The sequence below is a fragment of the Pseudonocardia sp. N23 genome, assembly GCF_002583555.1.
Classification (GTDB): Bacteria; Actinomycetota; Actinomycetes; order Mycobacteriales; family Pseudonocardiaceae; genus Pseudonocardia.
The window spans coordinates 209,451-234,194 of the sequence record NZ_BEGX01000077.1 but is presented as its reverse complement, the minus strand read 5'-3'; the positions used below and the strand labels follow the sequence as shown (position 1 = coordinate 234,194).

At 73.5% G+C, this 24,744-nt stretch carries 29 protein-coding genes and 1 pseudogene; 18 read left to right on the top strand and 12 right to left on the bottom strand.

Going from position 1 to position 24,744, the window contains the following annotated elements; all coding sequences use genetic code 11:
* Positions 1-8: 8 nt before the first annotated feature.
* Positions 9-152, bottom strand: coding sequence for a transcriptional regulator (locus TOK_RS32810; RefSeq protein ID WP_172457717.1), 144 nt, complete (start codon positions 150-152; stop codon positions 9-11).
* A gap of 123 nt (positions 153-275) precedes the next feature.
* On the opposite strand from TOK_RS32810, the gene TOK_RS22755 reads away from it, so the two are divergent.
* From TOK_RS22755 to ppgK, 6 genes are all read left to right on the top strand, one after another.
* Positions 276-551, top strand: coding sequence for a hypothetical protein (locus tag TOK_RS22755; RefSeq protein WP_098960011.1), 276 nt, complete (start codon positions 276-278; stop codon positions 549-551).
* A gap of 155 nt (positions 552-706) precedes the next feature.
* Positions 707-1,213 (top strand): MarR family winged helix-turn-helix transcriptional regulator, encoded by a 507-nt coding sequence (locus tag TOK_RS22750; protein WP_306305160.1) that lies wholly within the window; start codon positions 707-709, stop codon positions 1,211-1,213.
* A complete protein-coding gene (locus TOK_RS22745) occupies positions 1,210-2,019 on the top strand; it encodes an ABC transporter ATP-binding protein (RefSeq protein WP_098960010.1) in 810 nt (269 codons plus the stop codon). Before TOK_RS22750 ends, TOK_RS22745 begins: the two co-directional genes overlap by 4 nt.
* The gene (locus TOK_RS22740) at positions 1,979-2,806 is read left to right on the top strand and encodes an ABC transporter permease (protein WP_098960009.1); all 828 of its coding nucleotides are present in this window, start codon (positions 1,979-1,981) and stop codon (positions 2,804-2,806) included. The genes TOK_RS22745 and TOK_RS22740 overlap by 41 nt, the downstream gene beginning before the upstream one ends.
* Positions 2,807-2,866: 60 nt before the next feature.
* Positions 2,867-4,510, top strand: coding sequence for a phosphoglucomutase (alpha-D-glucose-1,6-bisphosphate-dependent) (pgm, locus tag TOK_RS22735; RefSeq protein WP_098960008.1), 1,644 nt, complete (start codon positions 2,867-2,869; stop codon positions 4,508-4,510).
* A gap of 2 nt (positions 4,511-4,512) precedes the next feature.
* Positions 4,513-5,274, top strand: a complete 762-nt coding sequence (gene ppgK, locus TOK_RS22730; RefSeq protein ID WP_098960007.1) for a polyphosphate--glucose phosphotransferase — start codon at positions 4,513-4,515, stop codon at positions 5,272-5,274.
* Between the two features lie 45 nt (positions 5,275-5,319).
* Here ppgK and TOK_RS22725 read toward each other — a convergent pair whose 3' ends face one another.
* Complete coding sequence (locus TOK_RS22725; protein ID WP_098960006.1) at positions 5,320-5,817, bottom strand: hypothetical protein; 498 nt, start codon at positions 5,815-5,817, stop codon at positions 5,320-5,322.
* Positions 5,818-6,061: 244 nt separating this feature from the next.
* Positions 6,062-6,451 carry an STAS domain-containing protein gene (locus TOK_RS32805; protein ID WP_172457716.1) on the bottom strand — a complete coding sequence of 130 codons (390 nt, stop codon included), beginning with the start codon at positions 6,449-6,451 and terminating at the stop codon, positions 6,062-6,064.
* A 335-nt stretch (positions 6,452-6,786) separates the two neighbouring features.
* Between TOK_RS32805 and TOK_RS32800 the strand changes: the two genes are divergently transcribed.
* Complete coding sequence (locus TOK_RS32800; protein WP_098960004.1) at positions 6,787-7,059, top strand: hypothetical protein; 273 nt, start codon at positions 6,787-6,789, stop codon at positions 7,057-7,059.
* Positions 7,060-7,068: 9 nt separating this feature from the next.
* Here TOK_RS32800 and TOK_RS35475 read toward each other — a convergent pair whose 3' ends face one another.
* On the bottom strand, positions 7,069-7,635 hold the full coding sequence (locus tag TOK_RS35475) for a hypothetical protein (protein ID WP_374754922.1): 567 nt from the start codon (positions 7,633-7,635) through the stop codon (positions 7,069-7,071).
* Between the two features lie 62 nt (positions 7,636-7,697).
* On the opposite strand from TOK_RS35475, the gene TOK_RS22705 reads away from it, so the two are divergent.
* The 4 genes from TOK_RS22705 to TOK_RS22690 all read left to right on the top strand — a co-directional run bounded on the left by TOK_RS22705 (position 7,698) and on the right by TOK_RS22690 (position 10,956).
* The gene (locus tag TOK_RS22705) at positions 7,698-8,213 is read left to right on the top strand and encodes a DinB family protein (RefSeq protein ID WP_098960002.1); all 516 of its coding nucleotides are present in this window, start codon (positions 7,698-7,700) and stop codon (positions 8,211-8,213) included.
* A gap of 198 nt (positions 8,214-8,411) precedes the next feature.
* Entirely contained in the window at positions 8,412-8,816 is a 405-nt protein-coding gene (locus TOK_RS22700; protein WP_098960001.1) for an ATP-binding protein, read from the top strand.
* 148 nt (positions 8,817-8,964) lie between these two features.
* Positions 8,965-10,002, top strand: a complete 1,038-nt coding sequence (locus TOK_RS22695) for a sigma-70 family RNA polymerase sigma factor (RefSeq protein WP_098960000.1) — start codon at positions 8,965-8,967, stop codon at positions 10,000-10,002.
* 120 nt (positions 10,003-10,122) lie between these two features.
* Positions 10,123-10,956: an SAM-dependent methyltransferase gene (locus tag TOK_RS22690; RefSeq protein ID WP_098959999.1), complete on the top strand. Its 834-nt coding sequence runs from the start codon at positions 10,123-10,125 to the stop codon at positions 10,954-10,956.
* 15 nt (positions 10,957-10,971) lie between these two features.
* On the opposite strand, the gene TOK_RS22685 is transcribed toward TOK_RS22690, so the two are convergent.
* Both TOK_RS22685 and TOK_RS22680 read right to left on the bottom strand, forming a co-directional pair.
* Positions 10,972-11,862 (bottom strand): helix-turn-helix transcriptional regulator, encoded by an 891-nt coding sequence (locus TOK_RS22685; RefSeq protein WP_253258566.1) that lies wholly within the window; start codon positions 11,860-11,862, stop codon positions 10,972-10,974.
* 131 nt (positions 11,863-11,993) lie between these two features.
* Positions 11,994-12,263 (bottom strand): DUF397 domain-containing protein, encoded by a 270-nt coding sequence (locus TOK_RS22680; RefSeq protein WP_098959997.1) that lies wholly within the window; start codon positions 12,261-12,263, stop codon positions 11,994-11,996.
* Between the two features lie 142 nt (positions 12,264-12,405).
* Here TOK_RS22680 and TOK_RS22675 point away from each other — a divergent pair, with 142 nt between their 5' ends.
* A complete protein-coding gene (locus tag TOK_RS22675; RefSeq protein WP_141566500.1) occupies positions 12,406-12,708 on the top strand; it encodes a hypothetical protein in 303 nt (100 codons plus the stop codon).
* Between the two features lie 164 nt (positions 12,709-12,872).
* A complete protein-coding gene (locus TOK_RS22670; protein WP_098959995.1) occupies positions 12,873-13,994 on the top strand; it encodes a glycosyltransferase family 4 protein in 1,122 nt (373 codons plus the stop codon).
* Between the two features lie 116 nt (positions 13,995-14,110).
* Here the strand turns inward: TOK_RS22670 and galK are convergent, their stop codons facing one another.
* The 3 genes from galK to TOK_RS22655 are packed head-to-tail and all read right to left on the bottom strand — an operon-like array spanning position 14,111 to position 17,144.
* A complete protein-coding gene (gene galK / locus TOK_RS22665; protein ID WP_098959994.1) occupies positions 14,111-15,271 on the bottom strand; it encodes a galactokinase in 1,161 nt (386 codons plus the stop codon).
* Complete coding sequence (gene galT / locus TOK_RS22660; protein ID WP_098959993.1) at positions 15,268-16,347, bottom strand: galactose-1-phosphate uridylyltransferase; 1,080 nt, start codon at positions 16,345-16,347, stop codon at positions 15,268-15,270. The genes galK and galT overlap by 4 nt, the downstream gene beginning before the upstream one ends.
* Positions 16,344-17,144, bottom strand: a complete 801-nt coding sequence (locus tag TOK_RS22655; RefSeq protein WP_172457723.1) for a DeoR/GlpR family DNA-binding transcription regulator — start codon at positions 17,142-17,144, stop codon at positions 16,344-16,346. The genes galT and TOK_RS22655 overlap by 4 nt, the downstream gene beginning before the upstream one ends.
* Before the next feature lie 286 nt (positions 17,145-17,430).
* On the opposite strand from TOK_RS22655, the gene TOK_RS22650 reads away from it, so the two are divergent.
* Positions 17,431-19,128 carry a sodium:solute symporter family protein gene (locus TOK_RS22650; protein WP_098959991.1) on the top strand — a complete coding sequence of 566 codons (1,698 nt, stop codon included), beginning with the start codon at positions 17,431-17,433 and terminating at the stop codon, positions 19,126-19,128.
* 25 nt (positions 19,129-19,153) lie between these two features.
* Positions 19,154-19,504: a hypothetical protein gene (locus tag TOK_RS22645; protein ID WP_098959990.1), complete on the top strand. Its 351-nt coding sequence runs from the start codon at positions 19,154-19,156 to the stop codon at positions 19,502-19,504.
* 109 nt (positions 19,505-19,613) lie between these two features.
* Here TOK_RS22645 and TOK_RS34770 read toward each other — a convergent pair whose 3' ends face one another.
* Positions 19,614-19,736: a hypothetical protein gene (locus TOK_RS34770; protein WP_256387999.1), complete on the bottom strand. Its 123-nt coding sequence runs from the start codon at positions 19,734-19,736 to the stop codon at positions 19,614-19,616.
* Positions 19,737-19,953: 217 nt separating this feature from the next.
* Here TOK_RS34770 and TOK_RS22640 point away from each other — a divergent pair, with 217 nt between their 5' ends.
* Both TOK_RS22640 and TOK_RS22635 read left to right on the top strand, forming a co-directional pair.
* Positions 19,954-20,511, top strand: a complete 558-nt coding sequence (locus TOK_RS22640; protein ID WP_141566499.1) for a hypothetical protein — start codon at positions 19,954-19,956, stop codon at positions 20,509-20,511.
* Positions 20,512-20,877: 366 nt separating this feature from the next.
* Positions 20,878-21,241 (top strand): annotated as a pseudogene (locus TOK_RS22635) (transposase); the annotation flags it as partial.
* Positions 21,242-21,343: 102 nt separating this feature from the next.
* On the opposite strand, the gene TOK_RS22630 reads toward TOK_RS22635, so the two are convergent.
* Positions 21,344-22,798 (bottom strand): FGGY-family carbohydrate kinase, encoded by a 1,455-nt coding sequence (locus tag TOK_RS22630; protein ID WP_216362059.1) that lies wholly within the window; start codon positions 22,796-22,798, stop codon positions 21,344-21,346.
* 19 nt (positions 22,799-22,817) lie between these two features.
* Here TOK_RS22630 and TOK_RS22625 point away from each other — a divergent pair, with 19 nt between their 5' ends.
* Positions 22,818-23,480 carry a class II aldolase/adducin family protein gene (locus tag TOK_RS22625; protein WP_098959987.1) on the top strand — a complete coding sequence of 221 codons (663 nt, stop codon included), beginning with the start codon at positions 22,818-22,820 and terminating at the stop codon, positions 23,478-23,480.
* Here the strand turns inward: TOK_RS22625 and TOK_RS22620 are convergent.
* The gene (locus TOK_RS22620) at positions 23,467-24,660 is read right to left on the bottom strand and encodes a CdaR family transcriptional regulator (RefSeq protein ID WP_253258565.1); all 1,194 of its coding nucleotides are present in this window, start codon (positions 24,658-24,660) and stop codon (positions 23,467-23,469) included. The two genes, TOK_RS22625 and TOK_RS22620, sit on opposite strands and share 14 nt — an antisense overlap.
* Positions 24,661-24,744: the final 84 nt, after the last annotated feature.

Sequence of the window (24,744 nt, the reverse complement as noted above, 5' to 3'; positions counted from 1 at the left end):
CGCGTGACTCAGACCACGTGCGGGCCGTCGAGCAGGGCACGCAGCGCGTCGCGGTGTGCGGTGTAGGCCGTGCGGCCCTGCGGGGTCAGCGCGAACGTCGTGGTCGAGCCGCGGCCCCGGCCGCTCTTGCGGACGCTCACGTAGTCGCTCATGCCTCCACCGTGTGGATACTTTCCACTTTCGCAAGTGACATCTTTTCGGGCGACCCCCGCCACCCGGAACGCCATCGGTACCGTGGCGGACACACGACCGACGACGAGCAGGGGCGAATCGCGATGAGTGGGACCGGGAAAGCCGGCGAGACCGAGCCGCGCGGACTGGGCGAGGGATCGACGCAGGTCGTCGCGGCCACCGTCATCGCTGTCTCCGGCGCCGTGGCCGGGTACTTCATGCCGCTCGCCGGCTACGCGTTCGGCCTGGCGGCGATCGTGCTGTCGCTGCTCGCGCGCCGCCGCGGTGCGGTCACCCGCTGGCTCGTCCCGCTGGTCATCGGCGTCGGCGCGATCGTCATGGGCGTCGTCATGCAGATGCACTACGCATCGCTGTCCTGACCGGCGGCCCCTGTCCCGAACAGCGACACCTGTCCCGAACAGCGGCGCCTGTCCCGAACAGCGACACCTGTCCCGAGTGGATGCCCTTGCCCTGAGCAGCCCGGCATGGTTCTTGCCATCGGTAATAGCTCTGTGACGGAGGTAGAGTCGCCGATGTGACCCCTCCCCGTGGCGACGAGCTGATGGCAGCCGTCATGGGCCTGCGCCGCGTCGTTCGCCGCCGGGTGCGCGAGACCTCGACCGACCCCGTCCTGCTGCGCGGCGCCCAGCTGGAGCTGCTGCAGCTCGTCGAGTCCGACCCCGGCGTCGGTGTGGCCGCCGCGGCCCGGGGCCTGCACCTGGCGGCCAACACCGTGTCCACCCTGGTCAACCAGCTCGTGGGCGCCGGCCTGCTGGAGCGCACGCCCGACCCGGGCGACCGCCGCGCGGCCCGTCTCCAGCTCACCGCCGCCGCCCGCGCCCGCCTCGCCCGCTGGCGTGCCGCGCGCGGCGCGCTCGTCACCGCGGGCATCGGCGAGCTGACCTCCGAGGAGCAGGCCGCCCTCGCCGCCGCCCTGCCCGCGCTGGCCCGGCTCACCGATCTCCTCGCCGACCAGCCGCACCCCGCTGTCCCCGCTGCCCCCGCTGTCCCCGCTGTCCCCGACGAGGAGGAGGCCGGATGACCGACCCCGGACCCGCGATCCGTTGCACCGGCCTGCGCCAGGAGTTCGGCGACACCGTCGCCGTCGACGGGATCGACCTCGAGGTCCGCCCCGGCGAGGTGTTCGGGCTGCTCGGCCCGAACGGCGCGGGCAAGACCACCACGATCCGCATGATCACCACGCTGCTCCCGGCACCGCCCGGCGCGATCGAGGTGTTCGGTGTCGACGTCGCGCGCCGCCGCAGCGCCGTCCGCCGCATGCTCGGCTACGTCCCGCAGCAGCTGTCGGCCGACGGCACCCTGTCCGGCCGGGAGAACGTCGCCCTGTTCGCCCGGCTGTTCGACGTCCCACGCCGCGACCGCCGTGCCCAGGTCGACGCGGTGCTCGACGCCGTCGACCTGCTCGACGTCGCCGACAGGCAGGTCAAGACCTACTCCGGCGGCATGGTGCGCCGCCTCGAGCTCGCGCAGGCCCTCGTCAGCGCGCCGCGGGTGCTCGTCCTCGACGAGCCGACCGTCGGGCTCGACCCCGTCGCCCGCGACGGCGTGTGGGACCGGATCACCACGATCCGCGAGGCCACCGGCATGACCGTCCTGGTCACCACGCACGCGATGGGCGAGGCCGACGCGCAGTGCGACCGCATCGCGCTGATGCACCGCGGCCGCGTCCGCGCCCTCGGCACCCCCGCCGACCTGCGCAGCGCAATCGGGCCCGACGCCACACTCGACGACGTCTTCCGCCACCACACCGGCGACACCCTCGACGAACGATCCGGAGGACTGCGCGATGTCCGTGCTGCCCGTCGTACCGCCGGCCGCCTCGGCTGAGGACCCCGGCCCGGTCGGTGTCGTCGCGACCGCGGTCCGCCGCATCGCGACGATGTGCCTGGTGGAGCTGCAACGCCTGCGCCACGACCGCTCCGAGCTGCTCACCCGCGCCGTCCAGCCCGCGCTGTGGCTGCTCGTCTTCGGCCAGGTGTTCACCCGCATCCACGCGATCCCGACCGGGAACACCCCGTACCTCGACTACCTGGCGCCCGGCATCCTCGCCCAGTCCGCCCTGTTCATCGCGATCTTCTACGGCATCCAGATCATCTGGGAACGCGACGCCGGGGTGCTCTCCAAGCTCCTGGTGACGCCGACGCCGCGGGTCGCGCTCGTCGCCGCCAAGGCCTTCGCCGCCGGGGTCAGAGCCGTGGCGCAGGCCGTCGTCGTGCTGCTGCTCGCGCTCCTCCTCGGGGTGTCGTTGTCGCCCAACCCGTTGCACTGGCTCGGCGTGGTCACCGCCCTGCTGCTGGGCTCGGCGTTCTTCTGCTGCTTGTCGATCACGATCGCCGGGCTCGTGCTGTCGCGCGACCGGCTGATGGGCATCGGGCAGGCGATCACGATGCCGCTGTTCTTCGCCTCCAACGCGCTCTACCCCGTCGACCTCATGCCGGGGTGGTTGCAGGTGGTCAACCACGTCAACCCGCTCAGCTACGAGGTGGAGGCGTTGCGCGGGCTGCTCATCGGGACCCCGGCGCGGCTGTGGCTCGACTTCGGGGTGCTGGTGCTCGCCGCGGTCGCCATGATCACGATCGCGTCGTCGCTGCTCCCGCGGCTCGTCCGCGGCTGAGACCCGCGACCGGGCCGCGCAGCCCTTGCGCGCCCGGGTTATTGCGGCAGGCTGTGCCACATGGCCCCGCACCCGCGCGCCGGAACCCCCGCGCGCCCCGAGGACCTCGTCGACCTCGACGAGCTGTTCGCCGCATACCGAGACCGTCATCCCGACCCGAAGGTCGTCGCCGAGCGCGTCGCCTTCGGGACGTCGGGCCATCGCGGGTCGTCGCTCGTCACCACCTTCAACGACGACCACATCGCCGCCACCAGCCAGGCCATCGTCGAGTACCGCACCGCCCAGGGCACCGACGGCCCGCTCTACCTGGGACGCGACACCCACGCGCTGTCCGAGCCCGCCTGGGCCACCGCCGTCGAGGTGTTCTCGGCCAACGGTGTCGACGTCCTGGTCGACGCCGACGACCGCTGGACGCCGACCCCCGCCGTGTCGTTCGCGATCCTGGCCCACAACCGGGGCCGCACGTCCGGGCTCGCCGACGGGGTCGTCGTCACCCCGTCGCACAACCCGCCCGCCGACGGCGGCTTCAAGTACAACCCGCCCCACGGCGGTCCCGCCGGCACCGACGCCACCGGCTGGATCGCGAACCGCGCCAACGAGTTGCTGGAGGCCGGGCTCGCAGGTGTGCAGCGCGTCCCGCTCGCGCGGGCCACGACCCGCCCCTTCGACTTCCTGGGCACCTACGTCGACGCGCTGCCCGCCGTCGTCGACCTCGAGGCCGTCCGGCAGGCGGGGGTCCGCATCGGCGCCGACCCCCTCGGCGGTGCGGCCGTCGACTACTGGGCCGCGATCGCCGACCGGCACCGTCTCGACCTGACCGTCGTCAACCCGGACGTCGACCCGCGTTTCGCGTTCATGACGCTGGACTGGGACGGGAAGATCCGGATGGACTGCTCGTCGCCGTACGCGATGGCGTCGCTGGTCTCTCGGATGGCGGAGAACCCCGAGTTCACGATCGCCACGGGAAACGACGCCGACTCCGACCGGCACGGCATCGTCACCGCCGACGGCGGGCTGATGAACCCGAACCACTACCTGTCGGTGGCCATCGGCTACCTGTTCGCGCACCGGCCCGGCTGGCCGGGCGGCGCGGCCGTCGGCAAGACCGCGGTCAGCTCGTCGATGATCGACCGGGTCACCGCCGACCTCGACCGCACGCTGCTGGAGGTGCCGGTCGGGTTCAAGTGGTTCGTGCCCGGTCTGCTCGACGGATCCGTCGGCTTCGGCGGCGAGGAGAGCGCGGGCGCGTCGTTCCTGCGGTTCGACGGCTCGCCCTGGTCCACCGACAAGGACGGCATCATCCTGGCGCTGCTCGCCTCCGAGATCACCGCCGTCACCGGCGCGACGCCGACCGAGCACTACCGCGAGCTCACCGACCGCTTCGGCGACCCCGCCTACGCGCGCACCGACGTCGCCGCCACCCGTGAGCAGAAGGCCCGCCTCGGGAAGCTCGCGGCGGACGACGTCACCGCCACCGAGCTCGCCGGCGAACCCATCACCGCCCGCCTCACCACCGCCCCCGGCAACGGCGAGGCGCTCGGCGGCCTCAAGGTGACCACGGAGTCGGGCTGGTTCGCCGCCCGCCCGTCCGGCACGGAGGACGTCTACAAGGTCTACGCGGAGAGCTTCCGCGGCGCGGAGCACCTGGCGCGCATCCAGGAGGAGGCCCGCGACGTGGTCTCCGCGGCACTCGGAGAGGCGTGACCATGTCCGGTGACAAGAAGTTCGGCAAGCACATCGGGTTCGGCATCGACATCGGTGGCTCGGGGATCAAGGGCGCGCCCGTCGACCTGCGCAAGGGTGAGCTGGCCGACGACCGGCTGCGCATCCCCACCCCGCAGCCCGCGACGCCCGACGCCGTCGCCGAGGTCGTCACCCAGGTGCTCGACCACTTCGGGTGGGACCGCGAGTTCGGCTGCACCCTGCCCGCGGTCGTGCAGCACGGCATCGTGCGGACCGCCGCCAACATCGACCACAGCTGGGTCGGCACCGACGCCCACGAGCTGATGAACAAGGCCACCGGCCGCAAGGCGCTCGTCGTCAACGACGCCGACGCCGCCGGGGTGGCCGAGGTCCGCTTCGGGGCGGCCAAGGGCAACTCCGGCGTCGTCCTGGTCAGCACCCTGGGCACCGGCATCGGGTCGGCGCTGGTCATCGACGGGAAGCTGTGGCCCAACACCGAGCTCGGCCACCTCGAGATCGACGGCTACGACGCCGAGAAGCGTGCCGCCGACTCCGCCCGCGAGCGCGAGGACCTCGAGTGGGACGACTGGGCCGAGCGGCTCACCCGCTACTACGGCGTCGTGGAGTCGCTGCTGTGGCCGGACCTGATCGTCGTCGGCGGTGGCGTCAGCAAGAAGTCGTCGAAGTGGATGTCCAAGGTGGACGTCCACGCGAAGATGGTGCCCGCGGAGCTGCTCAACGAGGCCGGGATCGTCGGGGCCGCGTTGCTGGCGTCGGACAAGTAGCCCGGACCCGCCGTCGCGGCCGTGCCCCTGCGGCGGCCGCGACGGTCAGCCGGTGAGCGCCGGGACCGATTCCCGCGGCAGCAGGCCGGGTCCGGTCCGCTCACCTCGCGCCCGCTCGCGAGGGGCCGGGACCGCGGGGGCCGAGGGTCCGCCGGCGCCGCGCACCGCCTGCGAGTAGGCCGCGAAGACCTCCAGCAGGCTCGGCTCGTGCGGCACCGCCGCAGCGCCCTCCACGAGCAGCCAGCCGCCCCGGGCCTGCAGCCGCGCCCGCAACGGGTCCAGCACCCCACGCAGCGCGGCCGGCGCCTCGGGCGAGGTCGCGGCGTCGAGGATCACGTGGCGCACCCCCTCGGTGTCGACCACGGCGAGCAGTCGCGTCGCGCGCCGCACGGTCGCGTCGTCGAGCGGCCCCCGGACCGACACCACCACGTCGTCGTCACCGTGGAACGTGACCGCCACGCCACGGCCGGTGTCCGGCCGGACGGGCGCCCCGGCACGGTCGGTCGTCGCGGGACGGGACGCGAAGGGATGCGGGGAACGCACGAGGTCCTCCAGGGCGAGCTGCCGGGAACGTCCCGGAACGGGCGGCGCGCGCTGGTGTCCGCCTTCCTCCCTGTGAGGAGAGGGCCCCCGATGGACCAGGCGTCGCTGCCTGGGCGGAGTCCATACCCGGCACCCGTCCGTCCGGTAGGGACCAACGACCCGTCAGCGCCGGACGGACCACGTAGGGCGGCGTGGCGCGGGCGAGCCCGGGAACGCCCGGTCGGTCGCCCCGCGTGCGGTCCGGTCAGTCCCGCTGCACCGGGCGCGGGTGCGCCAGCGCGGCGACGACCTCCTCGGTGCTCGACGCCGAGATCGGCAGCACCGCGTCGAGACCGGTCTGGCCGAGCACCCGCGTGACCGCGGTGTGGTCGGTGCCGGTGAGCCGGAGCCTCAGCCCCCGGCGCTGAGCGGCCGCGTGGACCGCGAGCAGGGCGTGGAGCGCGTTGGACGTCAGCAGGTCGACGTCGCGCAGGTCGACCACGACGTGGCGCTCCTGGTCGAGATGGAACTCGACGCGGACGACGAGCTCCGGTGAGGTGACCATGTCGAGCTCGCCCTCGGGACGCAGCACCGCCACCGTCGGGACGGGCACGTGTGCCCGCACCTCGAACCCGCCCGGGGCGGGGCTGATCATCGGACTCATCGTCACTCCCGGCCGAAAGATGGTCGTGGGGTGGAACGGCGCGCATGCTGCCTGCTCAACACGATGCGTCCCTGCAACGACCACTCTGGCCGACCACGACCCCCGCGGCAACCGCGACGCCGTCCGGATCGGTCCAGTCGCGGCCGGACATCCTTGCGCGTGGCGTAGGCAACAGCCGAACCTCGTCTCGAAATGAGACACTTCCACTCGGTTGCGGTGTCCCGACCCGCAACCACACGGGTGGACCGGCATCACCGTCGACGTCGACGCGGCACCCCCTCCGACACGTCCGCGGGAGCGCGGGCCCGGCCGCTGGAGACCGATCGATGATCCGCATCTGCGAACGCTGCTACGGCTACGTGGCCGACCACGACGCGCACCTCGAGCTGGCGCACATCGACCGCGTCCTGCCCGACGGCACGGTCCTGTGGAACCACACCCACGTGCACAACCTGCCGTGTGCCCCGGCCGGGTCCGGCCACTCGCCGATCGACGTCCCCGACCGCGGTGACTGGGACGACCGCCGCCGCGGCCTCTCCCCCGCCGCCTCGGCACACATCGCCCGGCGCGCCGGGGTGCGGATCTCGCCCCGCGCCTGACCGGGCCGTTCAGGCGTCGCGGGCCGGCAGGGTCGTCCCGCAGCGCCAGCACCGCGCCGCGCCGTCCTCGGGGACCGCGGAACACTCCGGGCACAGCAGGTGGGCGAAGCATGCGGGTGAGCCGCCGACGTCCGTGCCCCCGACGTCCGTGCCCCCGACGTCCGTGCCCCCGACGTCCGTGCCCCCGACGTCCGTGCCGTCGTCGTGCTGCTCGTCGTCACCGGTCCGGTCGCTGTCGCCCACGCCCCCAGTGTCCCCCGGTGAGCGCGGCGGGCCGAACCAGTGGGTCAGCGCCGTGTCGAGACCGTCGGCCGTCGGCCCACCCCAGGCCACGACGCCGTCGGGCCGCACCAGCAGGTTCTCCGGACCGGCTCGACCCTGACGGCGTCGGCCCTGCCGGCCGCGACCGCGGACACCGAACCGTCGGACGTCGCGTCGAGCAGCAGGGCTCCCGGATCGCCGCCGACGCGCGCGCCGCCGTCGCCGCCTCCGTCCGCTCGCCGCCGCTCTCGGACACGGTGTCCCGGGACGTGCTGCGGCGGCGCCGGATCGTGCGTAGCGTCGCCGACCGTCCACTCCTTCCCGGGCGCGCCGCACGACTCGCCGCCGCTCGGCCGTCCACACAGGAGGCCGCCCCCGTGACCCCAGCCGACCTGCTCGCCGACGCGTTCGGCCGCATCCCCGACACCGTGGGCGCCACGCTCGACGGGATCGGCGACGCCGTGCTGTACGGCCGGCCCGACCCGGAGGGCAACACGATCGCCTGGCTGGTGTGGCACCTGATCCGGGTGCAGGACGACCACGTCTGCGAGGTCGCCGGGCGTGAGCAGACCTGGACCGCCGACGGCTGGGCCGACCGGTTCGCCCTCCCCCTCGCCGACGCCGCCACCGGCTACGGCCACACCCCCGACGACGTCGCCGCCGTCCGCCCGTCCGCGGACCTGCTGCGCGGCTACCTCGCCGCCGTCACCGAGCGGACGCTCGCGTTCCTGCGCACGGTCGGCCCGGACGACCTCGACCGTGTCGTCGACGAGCGCTGGGACCCGCCGGTGACCCTCGGCGTCCGGCTCGTCAGCGTCGTCGACGACGACGCCCAGCACGCCGGCCAGGCCGCCCTCCTGCGCGGAGTCCTGGAGCGCTCGGCGCGAGCCTGACCCCGTCGCCCGGGCGGCGCCGATCGGTGATCGGCGTCCACCGGGCATGGACGTCACCCCTGCCGCTACGGGTCCCGCTCCCGGTGATCACCCACGGGACCGGGCAGGGCTCCCGGTTTGGGTTCACGACCACCGCGGGTATCCGCAGTTCGTGCGACCACGAGGGCCGGGGACGGTCGAAGCGGTGACGGGGCGGCGATGAGTGCAGCGGGGGCGGTGTCCTGGCCGGTCGCCTGTACCCCTGCTGCGCTGGAGCCCATGCGCCGCGACCTCGGTCGCTGGCTCGCGGCGGCCGGCTGGACCGCGGAGGCCGCCGCCGACGTCGTGCTCGCCGTCAACGAGGCCGTCTCGAACGCGGTCGAGCACGGCTGCGCGAAACGTTGCGGCGGGGTGCGGCTCGACGCGCGGCTCTCGTCGACCGGAGGGACACGCCGCGTCGACTGCACGGTGCACGACTGCGGCGACTGGAACGGCATCGCCCGGCGGTGCCCGGCCCGCGGGTTCGGGTTGCCGATGATCCGTGAGCTGTCCGGCGAGGTGCGCATCGAACACGGCAGCGCGGGCACGACCATCCATCTGACCTCGCACGACCCACCCGGCTGAAGGGCCCGCGCGCCGGACCCCGGGTGCCGCCCGGGGTGATCGGGGCGGGCGTTTTCGTCGGTGTCCGTCCCTATGCTGGCTCCTCGAGGGCCCGGGTCGTCTCACGGCCGGGGTCGACCGTGTCCGACCGACCCTGGGGGTTCGAGCCATGACCGACCTGGCGACGCAGCCGGCGGCCGCCGACGCCGCAGCTCTGGGCGGCTTCGACCCACGCCTGGAGGAACACCGCCGGGAGCTGACGGCCTACAGCTACCGGATGCTGGGCTCGGCGTTCGAGGCCGAGGACGCGGTCCAGGAGGCCATGATCCGGGCATGGCGGGGCCTGGCGAAGTTCGACGGGCGGTCGTCGCTGCGCTCGTGGATGTACCGGATCACCACCAACGTCTGCCTCGACATGCTGAAGGGCCGCAAGCGCCGCGCCCTGCCGATGGACCTGACGGCCGCGGGCCGGCCGGTCGCCGAGGCGCTGGGCGAGCCGCTCGACGCGACGGCGTGGGTGGAGCCGATGGCCGACACGCGGGTGCTGCCGTCGGCGGCGGACCCGGCGGAGACGGCGGTGGCGCGGGAGTCGATCCGGCTGGCCTTCGTCGCGGCCCTGCAGTACCTGCCGCCGCGCCAGCGTGCGGTGCTGATCCTGCGCGAGGTGCTGGCGTGGTCGGCGGCGGAGACGGCGGAGCTGCTCGACACGTCGGTCGCTTCGGTCAACAGCGCCCTGCAGCGCGCCCGGGCCACGATGGGCTCCCGCGACACCACCGACGACCGGCCCGACCCGATGGACGACGGGCAGCGGGCCCTGCTCGACCGCTACGTGAGGGCCTTCGAGGCGTTCGACATGGAAGCGCTCGTCGGGCTCATCGCGGAGGACGCGGTGCAGGTCATGCCGCCGTTCGCGCTGTGGATGCGTGGCCGCGACGACATCATCACGTGGATGGCCGACGGGCGGCCCGGTGCCGAGTGCCGCGGGTCGCGGCTGCTGCCGTTCGAGGCCAACGGGCAGCCGGCGTTCGCGTCGTACCGGCCGAGCGGGCCGGGCGGGCTGCATCAGCCGTTCTCGATCCAGGTGCTGCACATCGAGGGCGGCCGGATCATCGGCTTCAGCCACTTCCTCGACACCAGCCTGTTCCCGCTGTTCGGGCTGCCGCAGCATCCCGACGGCGAGCGCGGCGAGGGTGGCCCGACAGGCTGAGCGCGCCGACACGCCCCGCCCGCCGGTGAGGCGGCGGTGACGATCTCGCTAGGGTCAGCACCTCCCGGGACCGGCCTTTTCGGCCCCGGGCGCCGACACCCAGCACGAGGAGTACACGCGGTGAACGATCGACCGGCCGGCCGCCCGGGGACGTCGCAGGACGACCCCGCCGAGCCCGACCTCTCCAGGCCGTCGATCGCCCGCGTGTACGACTACGTCCTCGGCGGTAAGCAGCACTTCGAGATCGACCGGCGCGCCGCGCAGGGCTTCATCGACGCGCTCCCGGACGCGCCGGTCATCGCGAAGGACAACCGGAACCTGCTGCGTCGCGGCGTCCGCTACCTGGTCGAGGAGGCGGGCGTCCGCCAGATCCTCGACATCGGGTCGGGCCTGCCCACCGAGGGCAACGTCCACGAGCTGGCGCACGCGATCGCCCCGGCGACGAGGGTGGTCTACGTCGACAACGACCCGGGGGTGCTGGCCCACGGGCGGGCGCTCCTCGCGAAGGACGCGACGACGGAGGTCATCACCGCCGACCTGCGCAACCCGGCGGCGATCCTCGCCGACCCGACGGTGACCGGCCTGATCGATCTGTCGCAGCCGTTCGCGCTGCTGCTGTCGGGCATCGTGCAGCACCTCGCCGACGACGAGGACCCGTACGGGATCGTCGCGACGCTGCGCGACCGGCTGCCGGTCGGCAGCTACATGCTGCTGTCGCACTTCCTCGACGACGACGAGCCGCGCGCCGCGAAGCTGGAGAACGGCTTCCTGCAGGGCGGGCTGGGCACGGGCCGGTTCCGCACGTGGGACGAGATCCGCCGGTTCTTCGACGGCCTCGACATGGTCGAGCCGGGCCTGGTCTACGCGAACGACTGGCGTCCCGACGCGGCCACGCCGACCGACAGCCCGGTGCACACGCTCTACGCGGGCGGCATCGGCCGCCGGGCGGGCTGACGAGCCCGGCAGGCGTCAGAGGTCCTGGCGGATCCGCATCACCATCTCGGCGCTGCGGGCCGGGGTCTCGGCCTGGACGCACACCCGCTCCATGACGGCGAGGTAGCTCTCCACCTCGGAGCGCTTCTCCAGGTAGACCGCGCTCGTGAGCTGCTCGAGGTAGACGATGTCGGGCAGGTCCGGCTCGGCGAAGCGAAGGATCGTGAACGGTCCGCCCGCGGCGGCGTGCCCGCCGAACCGGAACGGCAGGACCTGCACCGACACGTTGGGCATCTCGACCATGTGCAGCAGGTGGTCGAGCTGGCTGCGCATGACACGCGGCGGGCCGAAGGGCCTGCGCAGCGCGGCCTCGTCGACGACCGCCCACAGCCGCGGGGATCCCGGCTCGGTCAGCAGCTTCTGCCGGGTCATGCGCAGCTGGACGCGGCGGTCGATGTCCTCGACGGACTCGCCCTGGTGCCCGGCGACGATGACCGAGCGGGCGTAGTCCTCGGTCTGCAGCAGGCCGGGGACGAACTGGACCTGGAAGGTGCGGATCACCGACGCGGCCTGTTCGAGCCGCAGGTACATCTCGAACCAGCTGGGCAGCATGTCGCCGTAATGCTGCCACCAGCCGGGAGCGTTGGCCTGGGTGACGAGCTCCATGAACTCGGCCCGTTCGCGGTCGTCGGTGACGCCGTAGAGGGTGAGGAGGTCGACGATGTCGCGTTCCTTGAACCCGACGCGGCCGAGCTCGAGCCGGCTGATCTTGGCGTGCGAGGCCCGGATGTGGTCTCCGGCCTGTTCGCGGGTGACGCCGTTGGCCTCCCGCATCCGCCGCAGCTGGGTGCCGAGCACGATGCGCAGGACCGTGGGGCCGCTGTGGCCGGGATCGGGCAGCCGGGGCGGTGGTCCGGGTGTGGTCACGGGACGGGCTCCAGACGCCGGGAACGCACGGTCGTCACGCAGCATAGCGACGTGTGCGCGCTCCGGAGCGGCGGCAGCGGCGGTCGTCGCCGAACGGCGTCGCCGGTTCCGGCTGTCGGCAGGTCGGGCGATCAGCAGGTCAGGTCGTCGAACTCGCCGCCGCGGACACCGGCGACGAAGGCGGCGATCTCCGCGCGGGTGTAGACGAGCGCCGGGCCGTGGGGGGCGCGGGAGTTACGGACCGCAACGTCCCCGTCCGGGAGGACGGCCACCTCGACGCAGTCGCCGCTGGGGTTGCTGGCGGTCGCCTTGCGCCACGTGACGGCCGCGAGAGCGGCGGCGGGCAGCCAGGCCGCGTTCCCCTCCGGGCCCTCGTCCACATCCGTGTCCGATGTCGTCATGCTCGTCCCCCGATCCGCCGGACAGGCGACTCGTGCTTGCAGATGCACGTGCAGACGACCTTGCAGACACCTGTCGAGACGGGAACGATAGCGTGCGCGGCGTCCGGACCCGGGTCCGGTCGATTGCCGGGACGGACAGGACGTGGCAGTGGGACGTGCAGGACGAGCTCAGGGCGCCGACCCTGTCGTCGGGATGACGGTCGACGACCCGTCCCCCGTGGTGACGGTCGCGGTGACGTGCCGGCTCGACGATCGCTCCCATGCCGTCCCCGACACCGAGCTCACCCGGTCCACCGCGGCCGACACCGGCCGCTACCAGGCGATCTGCGGCCATGTGGTGTCGCCGGCGTCGCTCGTGGCGCCCGACGGGAAGCCGTGCGACGCGTGCACCGTCGTGGCCGGCTCCGCGCGCGGACGGACCCGTCGGCGGCGACGCTCCGCCTGAGCCGGACCCGCGCCGGCGCCGGCCCCCGCCTGCCCCTGCCCCACCGGGGCGACCTCGGTAGGGTCCGCCACGGACATCACCCGACGGGGTGACAGCGACGCCGCCCCCGGCGGCGACGCTCCCCCGGCCCGGGTGCCGACCGGCCGGAGCAGGAGGTCAGCCCCGTGCGCGTTGCCCATGTCGTCGCGTCGCTCCATCCCGACGAACCCGAGAACGGTCTCGTCGACCTCGCCCGGGCGGCGCCCGCGGCGGGGATGGAGATGGTCGTCGTCGCGATCTCGACGGCGACGCGCTCGCCGGTCGCGGCCGAGCTGCACCGCCTCGGGGTGCCGGTGGAGGACCTGGGGAGCGCCCCGTGGGACCCACGGGCGGTGACCCGGGCGATCGAGGTGCTGCGCCGGCACCGCAGCGAGGTCGTGCACACCCACGTCGGGAACGCCGACGTCGTCGGGGGCGCGGCGGGTGCCCGGCTGCGGCTTCCGGTGGTGTCGACGTTGCACCGGATCGAGGACCAGCCCGCCGACGTCACCGACCGGGCGAAGCGGGCCGCGAAGATCCTGGCCCGGCGCCGGTTCGTCACCCGCACGATCGCGATCTCGCAGCTGCAGCGTGACTGGTACGCCGGGGCGGGGGCCGACCTCGTGGTGCTGCCCAACGGGGTCACCGACCCCGGCCCCGCCGATACGGGCGAACGGGAGCGGCTGCGCGGGCGCCTCGGCGTCGGCCCCGGGAAGGTGCTGGTCGCCTCCGTCGCGCCGATGCGCCGCGGAAAGGGTCAGGACCTGCTGCTCGACGCCGTGGCCGCGCTGCCCGACAGTGCGCCGGTCATCGTCGTCCTCGGCGGTGACGGTCCGCTGCGGCCGTGGCTGGAGTCCCGCGTCGACCGTGACGACGAGCTCGCCGCGCGTATCGTCTTCCATCTCGTCGACGACCCGCTCGCGCTGCTGAAGGCCGCCGACCTCCTGGTGCACACCACCCGCAACGACGCGATGCCGCGCGCGCTGGTCGAGGGCCTGGGGGCGGGGGTGCCCGCGGTCGCGAGCACGACGGGCGGCATCCCCGAGATCGTCACCCGCGACACCGGGGTCCTGGTGCCGCTGGAGGCGACGCGGATCGCCGCGGCCGTCGCGGAGCTGGCCGCGGACCCGGACCGGCGCGAGCGTCTGGGTGCGGCCGCGCGGCGCCGGTTCCTCGACCGGTTCGAGGCCGGGCGGTGGGCACGCGAGCTGGCGTCGATCTACACGGGGCTGCTCGACGCCCGCCCGGGGGCGCTCAGCCGCCGCTGACCCGGTGCGCCCGCCGGCCGCGCAGGAGCCGCCACACCCGGGCGCAACCTCCCGGTCCTCATCGGGGCCGGACTGCTCGCCCGGGCCGCAACGACGACCGTGGAGTTGCACTCGGGTCAGCCGTGGGACCCGCCGATCCGACGGGCGCCCGCCGAGGGGGTGGCGGGCACCGGCCGCGGCGTGGCGAACCCGCGCGTGGCGAACGCCGCAGCGACCGCGTCGGTGATCGCGTCGGAGTCGACCGCCCGGGCCAGCACGACGACGGAGCCGCCGAACCCACCGCCGGTCATCCGCGCGCCGAGCGCACCCGCGGCCAGTGCGGCGTCCACGCACACGTCCAGCTCGGGGACGGTCACGTCGAAGTCGTCGCGCAACGAGGCGTGCGAGGCGGTGAGCAGCGGGCCGATCTCGTCGGGGCGGCCGTCGTCGAGCAGGCCGACGACGTCGAGGACGCGGGCGTTCTCGGTGACGACGTGGCGCACCCGGCGGCGGACGACGTCGGCGTCGTCGAGGCCGTCGATCCGGGCGAGCGTGTCGTCGAGGCCGGCGAGGGGGACGTCGCGCAGGGCCGCGACGCCGAGGGCCCGGGCCCCGGCGGCGCAGGCCCGCTGCCGGTCGGCGTACTCGCCGTCGACGAGCGTGTGCGGCGCGTTGGTGTCGACGAGCAGCAGCGCGAGCCCGGCCCCGGCGACGTCGAGGGGCACCTGCCGGGTGGCCATGCTGCGGGTGTCGAGGAACAGGGCGCTGCCCTCGGCGCACATCAGCGAGGCCATCTGGTCCATCACACCGCTGGGCACGCCGACGAAGCCGTTCTCGGCGCCGCGCGCGTGCGCGGCGGCCTCGGGACCCGAGAGGCCGAGACCGAGCACGTCGTCGACCGCGCGTACGACGGCGCACTCCAGCGCCGCCGACGACGACAGCCCGGCCCCCGCGGGCACGTCACCGTCGACGACGAGGTCGAACCCCGTCGCGGCCAGGAGCAGACCGGCCTCCCGCAGCCGCCACACGACGCCCGCCGGGTAGCCCGCCCAGCCGTCGACGGACCCGGGTTCCAGGTCGGCCACCCGGGCCTCGACGACGTCCGCGCCGTGCTGGCGCGACACCATCCGCAGCAGCCCGGAGTCGTTGCGCCGCAACGCCACGGTGACCCCCAGCGGAAGCGCCCACGGCAGCACGAAGCCGTCGTTGTAGTCGGTGTGCTCGCCGATCAGGTTGACCCGGCCCGGTGCGCGCCACACGACGTCGGGCTCCCCGCCGAAGGCCCCGGGGAAGGTCATCGGGCGTCCCGGAGCCGCTGGGCCACGGACTCGGCGAGCACGTCGGACACGAACGCCCCCGCCCCGGTCTCGGACCCCGCGAGGTACTTGAGCTTGCCCGGTGCGCGGCGGATCGAGGAGACCCGCAGGTGCAGGTGGGCGAGCTCGCGGTCGCCCTCGTGCTCGGGCCGCACGGGCGCCTGCTGCCAGCCGGCGACGTAGGGCAGCGGATCGCCGTAGAGCGCGTCGAGGCGGCCGAGGACGTCGAGGTAGATCCCGGCGAACTCGTCGCGTTCGGCGGGGGTGAGCGCCGGGATGTCGGGGACCCGCCGGTGCGGGTAGAGGTGCACCTCCACCGGGTATCGCGCCGCCTCCGGTACGAAGGCCGTCCAGTGCTCCCCCGCGACGACGACGCGTTCGCCCGCCCGTTCGGCGCGCAGCACGTCGTCGAACAGGTTGCGGCCGGTGGCGGCGAGGTGGCTGCGGGCGCGGTCGAGCATCCGCGCAGGGATCGGCGGCACGTAGGGGTAGGCGTAGATCTGGCCGTGCGGGTGGGCCAGCGTCACGCCGATCTCGGCGCCGCGGTTCTCGAAGGGGAACACCTGCGCCACACCGGGGAGTGCGCCGAGCTCGGCCGTGCGGTCGGCCCACACGTCGACGACGAGCCGTACCCGGGCGGGGGTCAGCTCGCCGAACGACGACGAGTGGTCACTGGTGAAGCAGACGACCTCGCAGCGCCCGGCCGCCGGGTCCGGCCCGGGCCCGCCCGACAGCGGCGCGTTGCCGCCGAACGACGGGAACCGGTTCTCGAACACGACGACCTGGTAGTCCGGTGACGGGATCTCGGTGTGGTGCTCGCCGTGGGTCGGGTCGAGCGGGCACTGGTCGGCGGGCGGCTGGTAGGTGCGGTCCTGGCGGTGCGAGGCGACGGCCACCCACTCCCCGGCGAGGGTGTCGTAGCGAAGCTGGGACGCCGAGGTGGTGCGGGGCAGGTCGCGGTGGTCGACCAGGGTCGCGGGGTCGCGGGCGGGCGTGCCGTCCTCGTCGAACCACATGATGTGGCGGCCGTCGGCGAGCGTCCCGTCGGTGCGTCTCACGCGCCGGCCTCGCCCGCTGTGCCCGCCACGGGGGCGATGACCAGCTCGTCGACCTCCCCCGCCAGCACCGCCCGGGCGTCGTCGGCCAGCCCGTCGTCGGTGACGAGTACGTCGGCGTCGGAGAGCGCCGCGATCGTCGAGATGCCCACTGTCCCCCATTTCGTGTGGTCGGCGACGACGACGAGGCGCTGACCGGCCTCGACGAGCGCGCGGTCGGTCTCGGCCTCGGTCAGGTTGGGTGTGGTGAACCCGGCGGCGGCCGACATCCCGTGCACACCGAGGAACACCGCGTCGAGGTTGAGGCTGCGCAGCGACGCCACCGCCACCGGCCCTACGAGCGCCTCGGACGGGGTGCGGATCCCGCCGGTCAGGATGACGGTGAGGTCGGGGCGCGGGGCGGCACGGAAGACGTCGGCGACCGCCATCGAGTTGGTGACGATCGTGAGCCCCGGGACGTCGACGAGCAGCCGGGCGAGCGCCCACGTGGTGGTGCCTGCCGACAGCCCGATCGCGGAGCCCGGTTCGACGAGCCGGGCCGCGGCGCGCGCGACGGCCTCCTTCTCCACGAGCTGGCGCTGCGACTTCACGAGGAAGCCCGGCTCCTCGGTGCTGGGCGCGCCGACGGCAGTGGCCCCACCGTGCACCTTGTCGACGAGCCGTTGGCGCGCAAGGACATCCAGGTCGCGCCGGACGGTCATGTCGGACACGCCGAAGTGCCCGGCCAGGTCGCTGACGCGCACTGCGCCACGGGCACGGACCTGCTCGAGGATCAGCTCCCGCCGTTGCTGCGCGAGCAGGCCCACGACACCTCCTCCGCACGACTTCGCACAGAATGCAACGTGATCACCCAACCGTCAACGCGCACGGACGGCTTCTATGTGGTAGCGGTCACCGATCCTGCCACAGGGGCCGCATCAGTGCCGGATCGTTACGTCGACAATTGTTGGATTGTGTCCGAACCCGGTACCTTGCACCCCACAACGATGTACGGCGAACAACTCTGCCCCGACGTCGACGAACTGTGGGAGTCGCGATGATGCGAAGCGGACGGCACGGACCACGCCATTCCGCGGGGAGGGTGGCATGACCAGCATCCTCGCCCAGGCCAACGCCGACGTACGGCTCGACGCCCACCTCGTCGACTACCTGCTCGTCGCCTTCTACTTCCTGCTGGTCCTCGGCATCGGCTACATGGCCCGCCGGTCCGTCTCCTCCAGCCTCGACTTCCTGCTGTCGGGCCGCTCGATGCCCGCCTGGGTCACCGGCCTCGCGTTCATCTCCGCGAACCTCGGCGCGCTCGAGCTCATCGGCATGATGGCCAACGGCGCCCAGTACGGCATCGCGACGGTGCACTACTACTGGATCGGCGCCATCCCGGCCATGGTGTTCCTCGGCCTGGTGATGATGCCGTTCTACTACGGTTCCAAGGCCAGGAGCGTTCCGGAGTTCCTGGCCAAACGCTTCAACCGCACGACGCAGCGCATCCAGGGCGTGATCTTCGCGGTCGCCTCGATCCTGATCGCCGGCGTCAACCTCTTCGCCCTCGGCCTGATCATCGAGGCCCTGCTCGGGTGGCCGCTGGTCGTCGCGATCCCGGTCGCCGCACTCGTCGTGCTCGCCTACACCACCCTCGGCGGCCTCTCGGCCGCGATCTACAACGAGGTCCTGCAGTTCTTCGTCATCCTCGCCCTGCTGATCCCGCTCACGCTGGTCGGCCTCAACCGCATCGGCGGCTGGGAGGGACTGAAGGAGAAGGTCAGCGCGGGCCCCGGCGGAGCGGAGCAGCTGTCGTCCTGGCCGGGAACCGAGCTCACCGAGATCGCCAACCCGGTGCTGTCGGTCATCGGCATCGTCTTCGGCCTCGGCTTCGTGCTGTCCTTCGGCTACTGGACGACGAACTTCGCGGAGGTGCAGCGCGCGCTGTCGGCCAAGAGCATGTCCGCCGCCCGGCGCACGCCGATCATCGGCGCGTTCCCCAAGGCGCTCATCCCGCTCGTCGTCGTCATCCCCGGCATGATCGCCGCCGTCCTGCTCCCGCAGATCCAGGCGGTCAAGGCCGCGGGCGGCTCCGTCGACGGGATCACCTACAACGACTCGCTGACGCTGCTGATGAAGGAACTACTGCCCAACGGCATACTCGGCGTCGCGATCGCCGGCCTGCTCGCCGCATTCATGGCGGGCATGGCGGCCAACATCAGCTCCTTCAACACGGTCTTCACCTATGACCTGTGGCAGGACTGGATCAAGCCCGGCAAGCCCGACCGCTACTACCTGCAGGTCGGCCGCTGGGTCACGGTCATCGGCTGCATCCTGGCCATCGGTACGGCGTTCATCGCGTCCGGCTCGCAGAACCTGATGGACTACATCCAGGCCCTGTTCAGCTTCTTCAACGCCCCGCTGTTCGCGATCTTCATCCTCGGCCTGTTCTGGAAGCGGATGACGGGCTCGGCGGCGTGGATCGGCCTGCTGTCGGGCACGGTCGCGGCGGTCACCATCGACGTCCTGGTCCGCTTCGACGTGCTGCAGCTGTCGAACCAGGCGGGCAGCTTCGTCGGTGCGAGCGCGGCGTTCATCGTCGGTGTCGGTGTGGCCGCGCTGGTGTCGCTCTCGGGTCAGCCGAAGCCGGAGGCCGAGCTCACGGGCCTCGTATGGAGCCTGACACCGCGCGCGAGCCGGACGCACTCCGTCGAGGGTGACGACGCCGGCTGGTACCGCTCGCCGAAGCTCCTGGGCGTGCTGGTGCTGATCCTCGTCGTGATCCTCTACATCCTGTTCTTCTGAGCCCGAGACCGAAGGAGGAAGACGGATGACCGACTCCCCCGAAGGCAGCAACGATGCCGGGACGGGCCCTGCCGACGCGCCACGGGCCGGGACCGACGCACCGCCGTCGGCCGCGGCCAACCTGTTCGACCTGCGCACCATCATCGCCGTGCTGTTCCTGGTCTACGGCATCGTGCTGCTGATCATGGGACTGGTGTCGACCGACGACGCCGACCGCATGAAGACCGGCGGCTCGAACATCAACCTCGACATGGGCATCGGGATGCTCGTCGTCGCGGTGCTGTTCGGGGCGTGGGTGCTGATGCGCCCGCTCAAGCCGCCGACGCCCGAGCAGCTCGCCGAGGCCGCCGAGGGCGACCGGCCGCTCGGGCACTGACGGGCACTGACGGGCACTCCCGGAAACACCGGACGGGCCGGTACCGCTGCTGCGGTACCGGCCCGTTCGTCGTGCTCCCCCGGGGTCGTGCGCCGGGGGGTGTCTCGCGTCAGCGCTCTTCGCGCGACCCCACGGGGATGCGGGGGTTGAACGTCACGAGGGTCCACTCGTCGAAGCGGCGTGCGGTGCGGACCATCGCGGCCCACACGGTGCGGCGGTCGATCACTGCCATGGTGTTCCTCCGATGTCTGGTCGGCGTTCCGGATTCCGGCCGGGTCACGGGGCTCGGCCGGGGCGCGTCGTCGCGCTCACCCTGTACGACGACTCGATCTTCTGAATCGTTACCGAAACCGAGAGTAGGCGATGCACGTCACGATCCGCGGCCGACGACGCGGCCCTGCACGGCGGCCCCGCGGCCTCGCTCCGCCGGCCACCTCTAGCCTCCCCGCATGGGCCGACTCCCCCGCGCCGTGCTCACGGCCGTCCTCGGTGCGACGGTGCTCGCCGGCTGCTCGGCACCGGCTGCCCCGGCGCAGCCCCTTCCCTCCGCGCTCGCCCCCGCGACGGCCGAACCTGCTGGGGACACACCGTCGGCCAGCGCGGTCCTCGTCTGCTCCGACGAGGCGGAGGAGGACATCACCGAGGCCCTCGCGCTGCCGCCGCAGGGCATCGACACCCCGACCTGGTCCGACCACGTCTACTCGTGCCGGTACCGCTTCGCCGACGGCGCCTTCACGCTGTCGGTCAAGGAGCTGTCGTCGGTCCTGGAGACCACGGCGTTCTTCGACGAGACCGCGCGCCGGCTCGGGTCGGTCCACACCCTCGACGGGCTCGGTGAGGGCGCGTTCGTCACCACCGGCGGGTCGGTCGTGGTGCGCAAGGACTTCAAGGTCCTCGTCGTCGACGACACCGCCCTGCCCCCGGGGCTGGGCACCCCGCCCTTGACCCCGTCGCAGGTCGCGCTGCTCGTGGCCCGCACGATCATCGGTTGCTGGACCGGCGCCTGACCTGCCGCAGCCGCCGCGCCCGCCGCGCACACCGGACCCTGCCGTCAGGCGCACAGACCGCCGCCGAGCCCGACACCACGCTGGTCCGAGCACCGTCGGAACCAGTCCTGTGTCAGTGTCAGGGTGGTGTCGCCGCTGTCGCGGTGGTCAGGTTCCCGACCTGTGGCGATCTGGCTCGCAGTCCTGTTGCCGCCCCGTCGTGTTGGCGGGGTTGGCTGTTCGAGTTGTGCCGATCGCTGCTGGTCAGGCCGACCGGCGTGAGTTGACAGGAGCGTGGCTGCGCCCCCACTGAGATGTGTCCGCCGGCCGACCCAGCCGTCCCTCCCAGACAAGAGGAGACCTGGTCACGGTGACCCTCGGGATCGACAACGAGCCCTGCTCACCGCCGGCGAGCAGGTGGTGCGGGTCCCCCTCGAAACTGATGGCCGCCATCCGCGCCTCAGCCCGCACCCGGGGCAAGCCCGATCCGATCGACGCCCTCGCGATCGCCCGCGCCCCCCAGCGTGGGCCCGACCTGCCCACCGCGACCCACGACCAGACCTCGCGGGATCGGAAACTGCTGGTCGATCACCGTGAGGACCTCGTCGCCGAGCGCACCCGGGCGCAGAACCGGGTCCGCCGGCACCTGCACGAGCTCGACCCCGAGCTCGACATCCTCGCCCGCACCCTGGGCCGGGCCCGGGTGATCGACGAGCTCACCGCATGGCTGGGAGCGCAGCCGGCGGCGGTTCACCCGACTCCGCCACGACCGAGCCACCACGATCACCGAGCCCGCCGCTGCGTGACACAGGAGCAACTCGAACTCGGCGCAGGGTCGGCCCGCGCCGGTCGCTCACACGGGCAGCCGGCCGCGGGTGGCCAGTTCGGCGCGGAGGCGGGCGTATCCGTCGGCGAGCTCGGCGGCGCGGCCGGGCCGGGGGTCGAACGTCGCGCGCAGCCGGACCATGTCCGCGGCCGTGCGGGCCAGAGAACCGGGTGGCGCCGCGGCCAGCACCGCCGCACCGAACGCCGACCCCGCCTGCTCCGGCACCGAGACCGGCCGCCCGAGGACGTCGGCGCGCAGTCTGCACCACCAGTCGTTGCGGCTCGTCCCACCCGTCGCGACGACGGGACCCGAGACGTCGGCCCCCAGCCCGGCCAGCGTCTCGAACGCCAGCTTCTCGACGTAGGCGACCCCGTGCGCGACCCGCGCGAACGTCTCGGCGGGGGTGGGCGCATCGGGCCCGCCGACGTCGAACCCGGTCGCGGCAGGATCGGTGAACGGGAACCGCTCCCCCGGCCCGACCAGCGGGTACGTCGCCCCGGGCGGCACCCCGAGAGCCGCGGCGGCGGGGGTGAGCGCGGCCAGGTCGGCGCCGGGCAGGTCGCGGGACAGGATCGCGGCGCCGACGTTGGAGGCGCCGCCGGGCAGCCAGCCGCCGTCGGGATGGCGGTGGCAGTAGACGCCGCCGCCGGGGTCGCGCACGAGCGCGGGTGTGGCCCCCTTGAGGACGAGCGTCGTCCCGAGCGCGGAGCACCACCGGCCGGGGGCGAGGGCACCCGTCGCGACCTGGGCGGCGCAGCCGTCGGTCATCCCGGCGACGACGGGCGTCCCGGCGGGGATCGCGCACTCGCCCGCCGCGGCGGCGGAGACGGTGGCGATGCGGGTCCCGGGGATGACGACAGCGGGCAGCACGGCGGAGGCGACGCCGAGGCGGTCGAGGACGTCGGTGGGCCAGCGGTCGGCGAGCAGGTCGTAGCCGGTCTTGAGGGCGTGGCTGGTGTCGGTGGCGACGGGCCTGCCGGCGAGCCGGGCGACGACGTGGTCGGCCTGGTGCACGACGGTGTGCCCGGCGGGGACGGCGCCGGTCGCGCAGAGCTCGACGAGCTTGGGCAGCGCCCATGCCGCCTGCATCCGGTAGCCGAGCGCGGTCCAGACTGCCTCACCCGCCTCCTGCACGGCGGGGACGCGGGCGGCGGCGCGGATGTCGTCGTACATCAGGGCGGGGCCGGCGGGGAGCCCGCGGCGGTCCTGGACGACGAGGGTGCCGGACGTGGAGTCGACGGCGACCGCGGCGACCGCGCGCCCCCGCAGGCCGGCGACGGCCCCGCGCACCGCGGCGCACGTGGCCGTCCACCACTCGGCAGGGTCCTGCTCGTGGCGCGGGCCGTCGCGGACGTCGCGGTGCAGCGGCGCCTGGCCCGCCCCGGCGACGGCCCCCGCCGCGTCGACGGCGACCGCGCGCACGCCCTGGGTGCCGAGGTCGATCCCCACCCACACGGGCCCGCCGTCCCCGTCCACCGTCACGGCGGCGACGATATCGACCATGCTGCTGCGGGAAGCGCGCGAGGCCGTCGTCGAGCACTGCCTGCGGATGCGCGACGACGACCTGACCGTCGCGACGTCGGGGAACATCAGCGTGCGGGTGGGCGACCTGGTGGCGGTCACACCGAGCGGTGTGGCCTACGAGTCGCTGACGGCGGCGGGGGTGTGTGTCGTCGACATGGACGGGCACCCGGCCGACGCCGCGACGGCCGGGGTGGTGGCGTCGAGCGAGCTGCCGATGCACCTCGCGGTCTACCGGGGCACCGACGCCGGCGCGGTGGTCCACACCCATCCCCTGTACGCGACGACGGTGTCGCTGCTGCTCGACGAGCTGCCCGCGGTGCACTACATGGTCGCGGCGCTGGGCGGCCCGGTGCGCGTGGCGCCGTACGCGACGTACGGGACGTCCGAGCTGGCGGAGGCGAGCGTCGTGGCGATGGCCGGGCGCACCGCGGTGATCCTGCGCAACCACGGCGCGACGACGTACGGCCCCGACCTGCCGACGGCGTACACGCGGAGCCTGTACCTGGAGTGGCTGTGCCGGCTGTGGCACCAGGCCAGCCTGGCGGGAACGCCACGACTGCTGCCTCCCGAGGAGATCGACCGGGTCGCCGCCCTGCTCCGCGGCTACGGGCAGCGTCCGGGCGAGGTCACGCCGGGGTGACCGGCTCCGGCGACGGCACCGACCGCGGCTCCCCCCACGACAGGGCCAGCATCAGCCGGGCGCGCACCTCTGGGTCGTCGAGGTCGGCGCCGAACAGCTCGTGCAGCTTCGCGAGGCGGTAGCGCACGGTCTGCGGGTGGACGTGCAGCTCGGCGGCGATGGCCTGGCGGTCGCCCATGTGCCGCAGCCACGCCTCGAGGGTCTCGACGAGCCGTTCCCGCGACGACGGCGTCGACTCCTCCAGCGGGCTCAGCACCTGCCTGCGCAGCGCCTCGAGGAGCCGGGGTTCGCGGTGGACGATGATCGCGTCGAGGTGCTCGTCGGTGAAGACGGGGTCGTCGGTGAGGAGCCCGGTGCGCTGCAGCCGGGCGGCGATCTCGGCGACGTGCAGGCTCGCGGGCAGCTGGTGGGGCGGCACGGCCACGCCGATGACGGCGTCCGCGCCGCGCAGCAGCAGCCCGAGCCGGCGGCGCAGGCCGGGTCGCGACGGGTCGGGGACGATCGCGCCGAGCAGCGGCGGCCGGCTGAACACGAGACAGGAGGCGTCCATGCGGGCGAGGACCCGGTGCCCGATCGGGCTGTCGCGCTGGATGAGGACGACCCCGACCTCGGTCGGCACCGTCCAGCCCGCGCGGGCGGCGGCGGCGCGGACGGCCGCCTGGTCCGCGCGGTCGGACAGCAGCAGCCCGACCAGCTCGTCGCGCTGGCGTTCGCGGGTGGCGGACTCCTCGGACTGTTCGAGGACGTAGCCGCGCGCCGACGACGAGGACAGCCTGTCGACGAAGAAGAACACGGCCTCGGCCAGCGAGGCCAACGTGCGGGGCTCGACGCCGATCTCGACGGCGGCGGCGGAGACGTGGTGCCAGCAGACCCGGGCCCCGACCTGGTAGGCCCCGAGCAGCGTGGACAGGTCGCGGCCCTCACGCCACTGGATGCGGCCGATCTCCTCGAACAACTCGGGACCGATGCCGTCGTCGGTGGGCGGGGACTCGGCCATGGTGACGAGGCGGCGCAGCGCGGCGTCCGCGGCGACGGCGACCTCGACCTCGTGCTCGTCGAGGAAATCGGCGTAGTCGGGCCACTCCTCGCCGAGTGCGGAGCGCACCTCGGCGAGCAGCACGGGAAGGCGGTCCGCCAGCACCGGCAGCAACTCGGTCAGGGACGGGTCCTGAACGTCCACGCATCTTTTGTACGCCTGTCGGGCTACTTCACTCACGTGATTTATCAGGATGTGACAAGACCGGACGTCCAGAATTAACCGCAG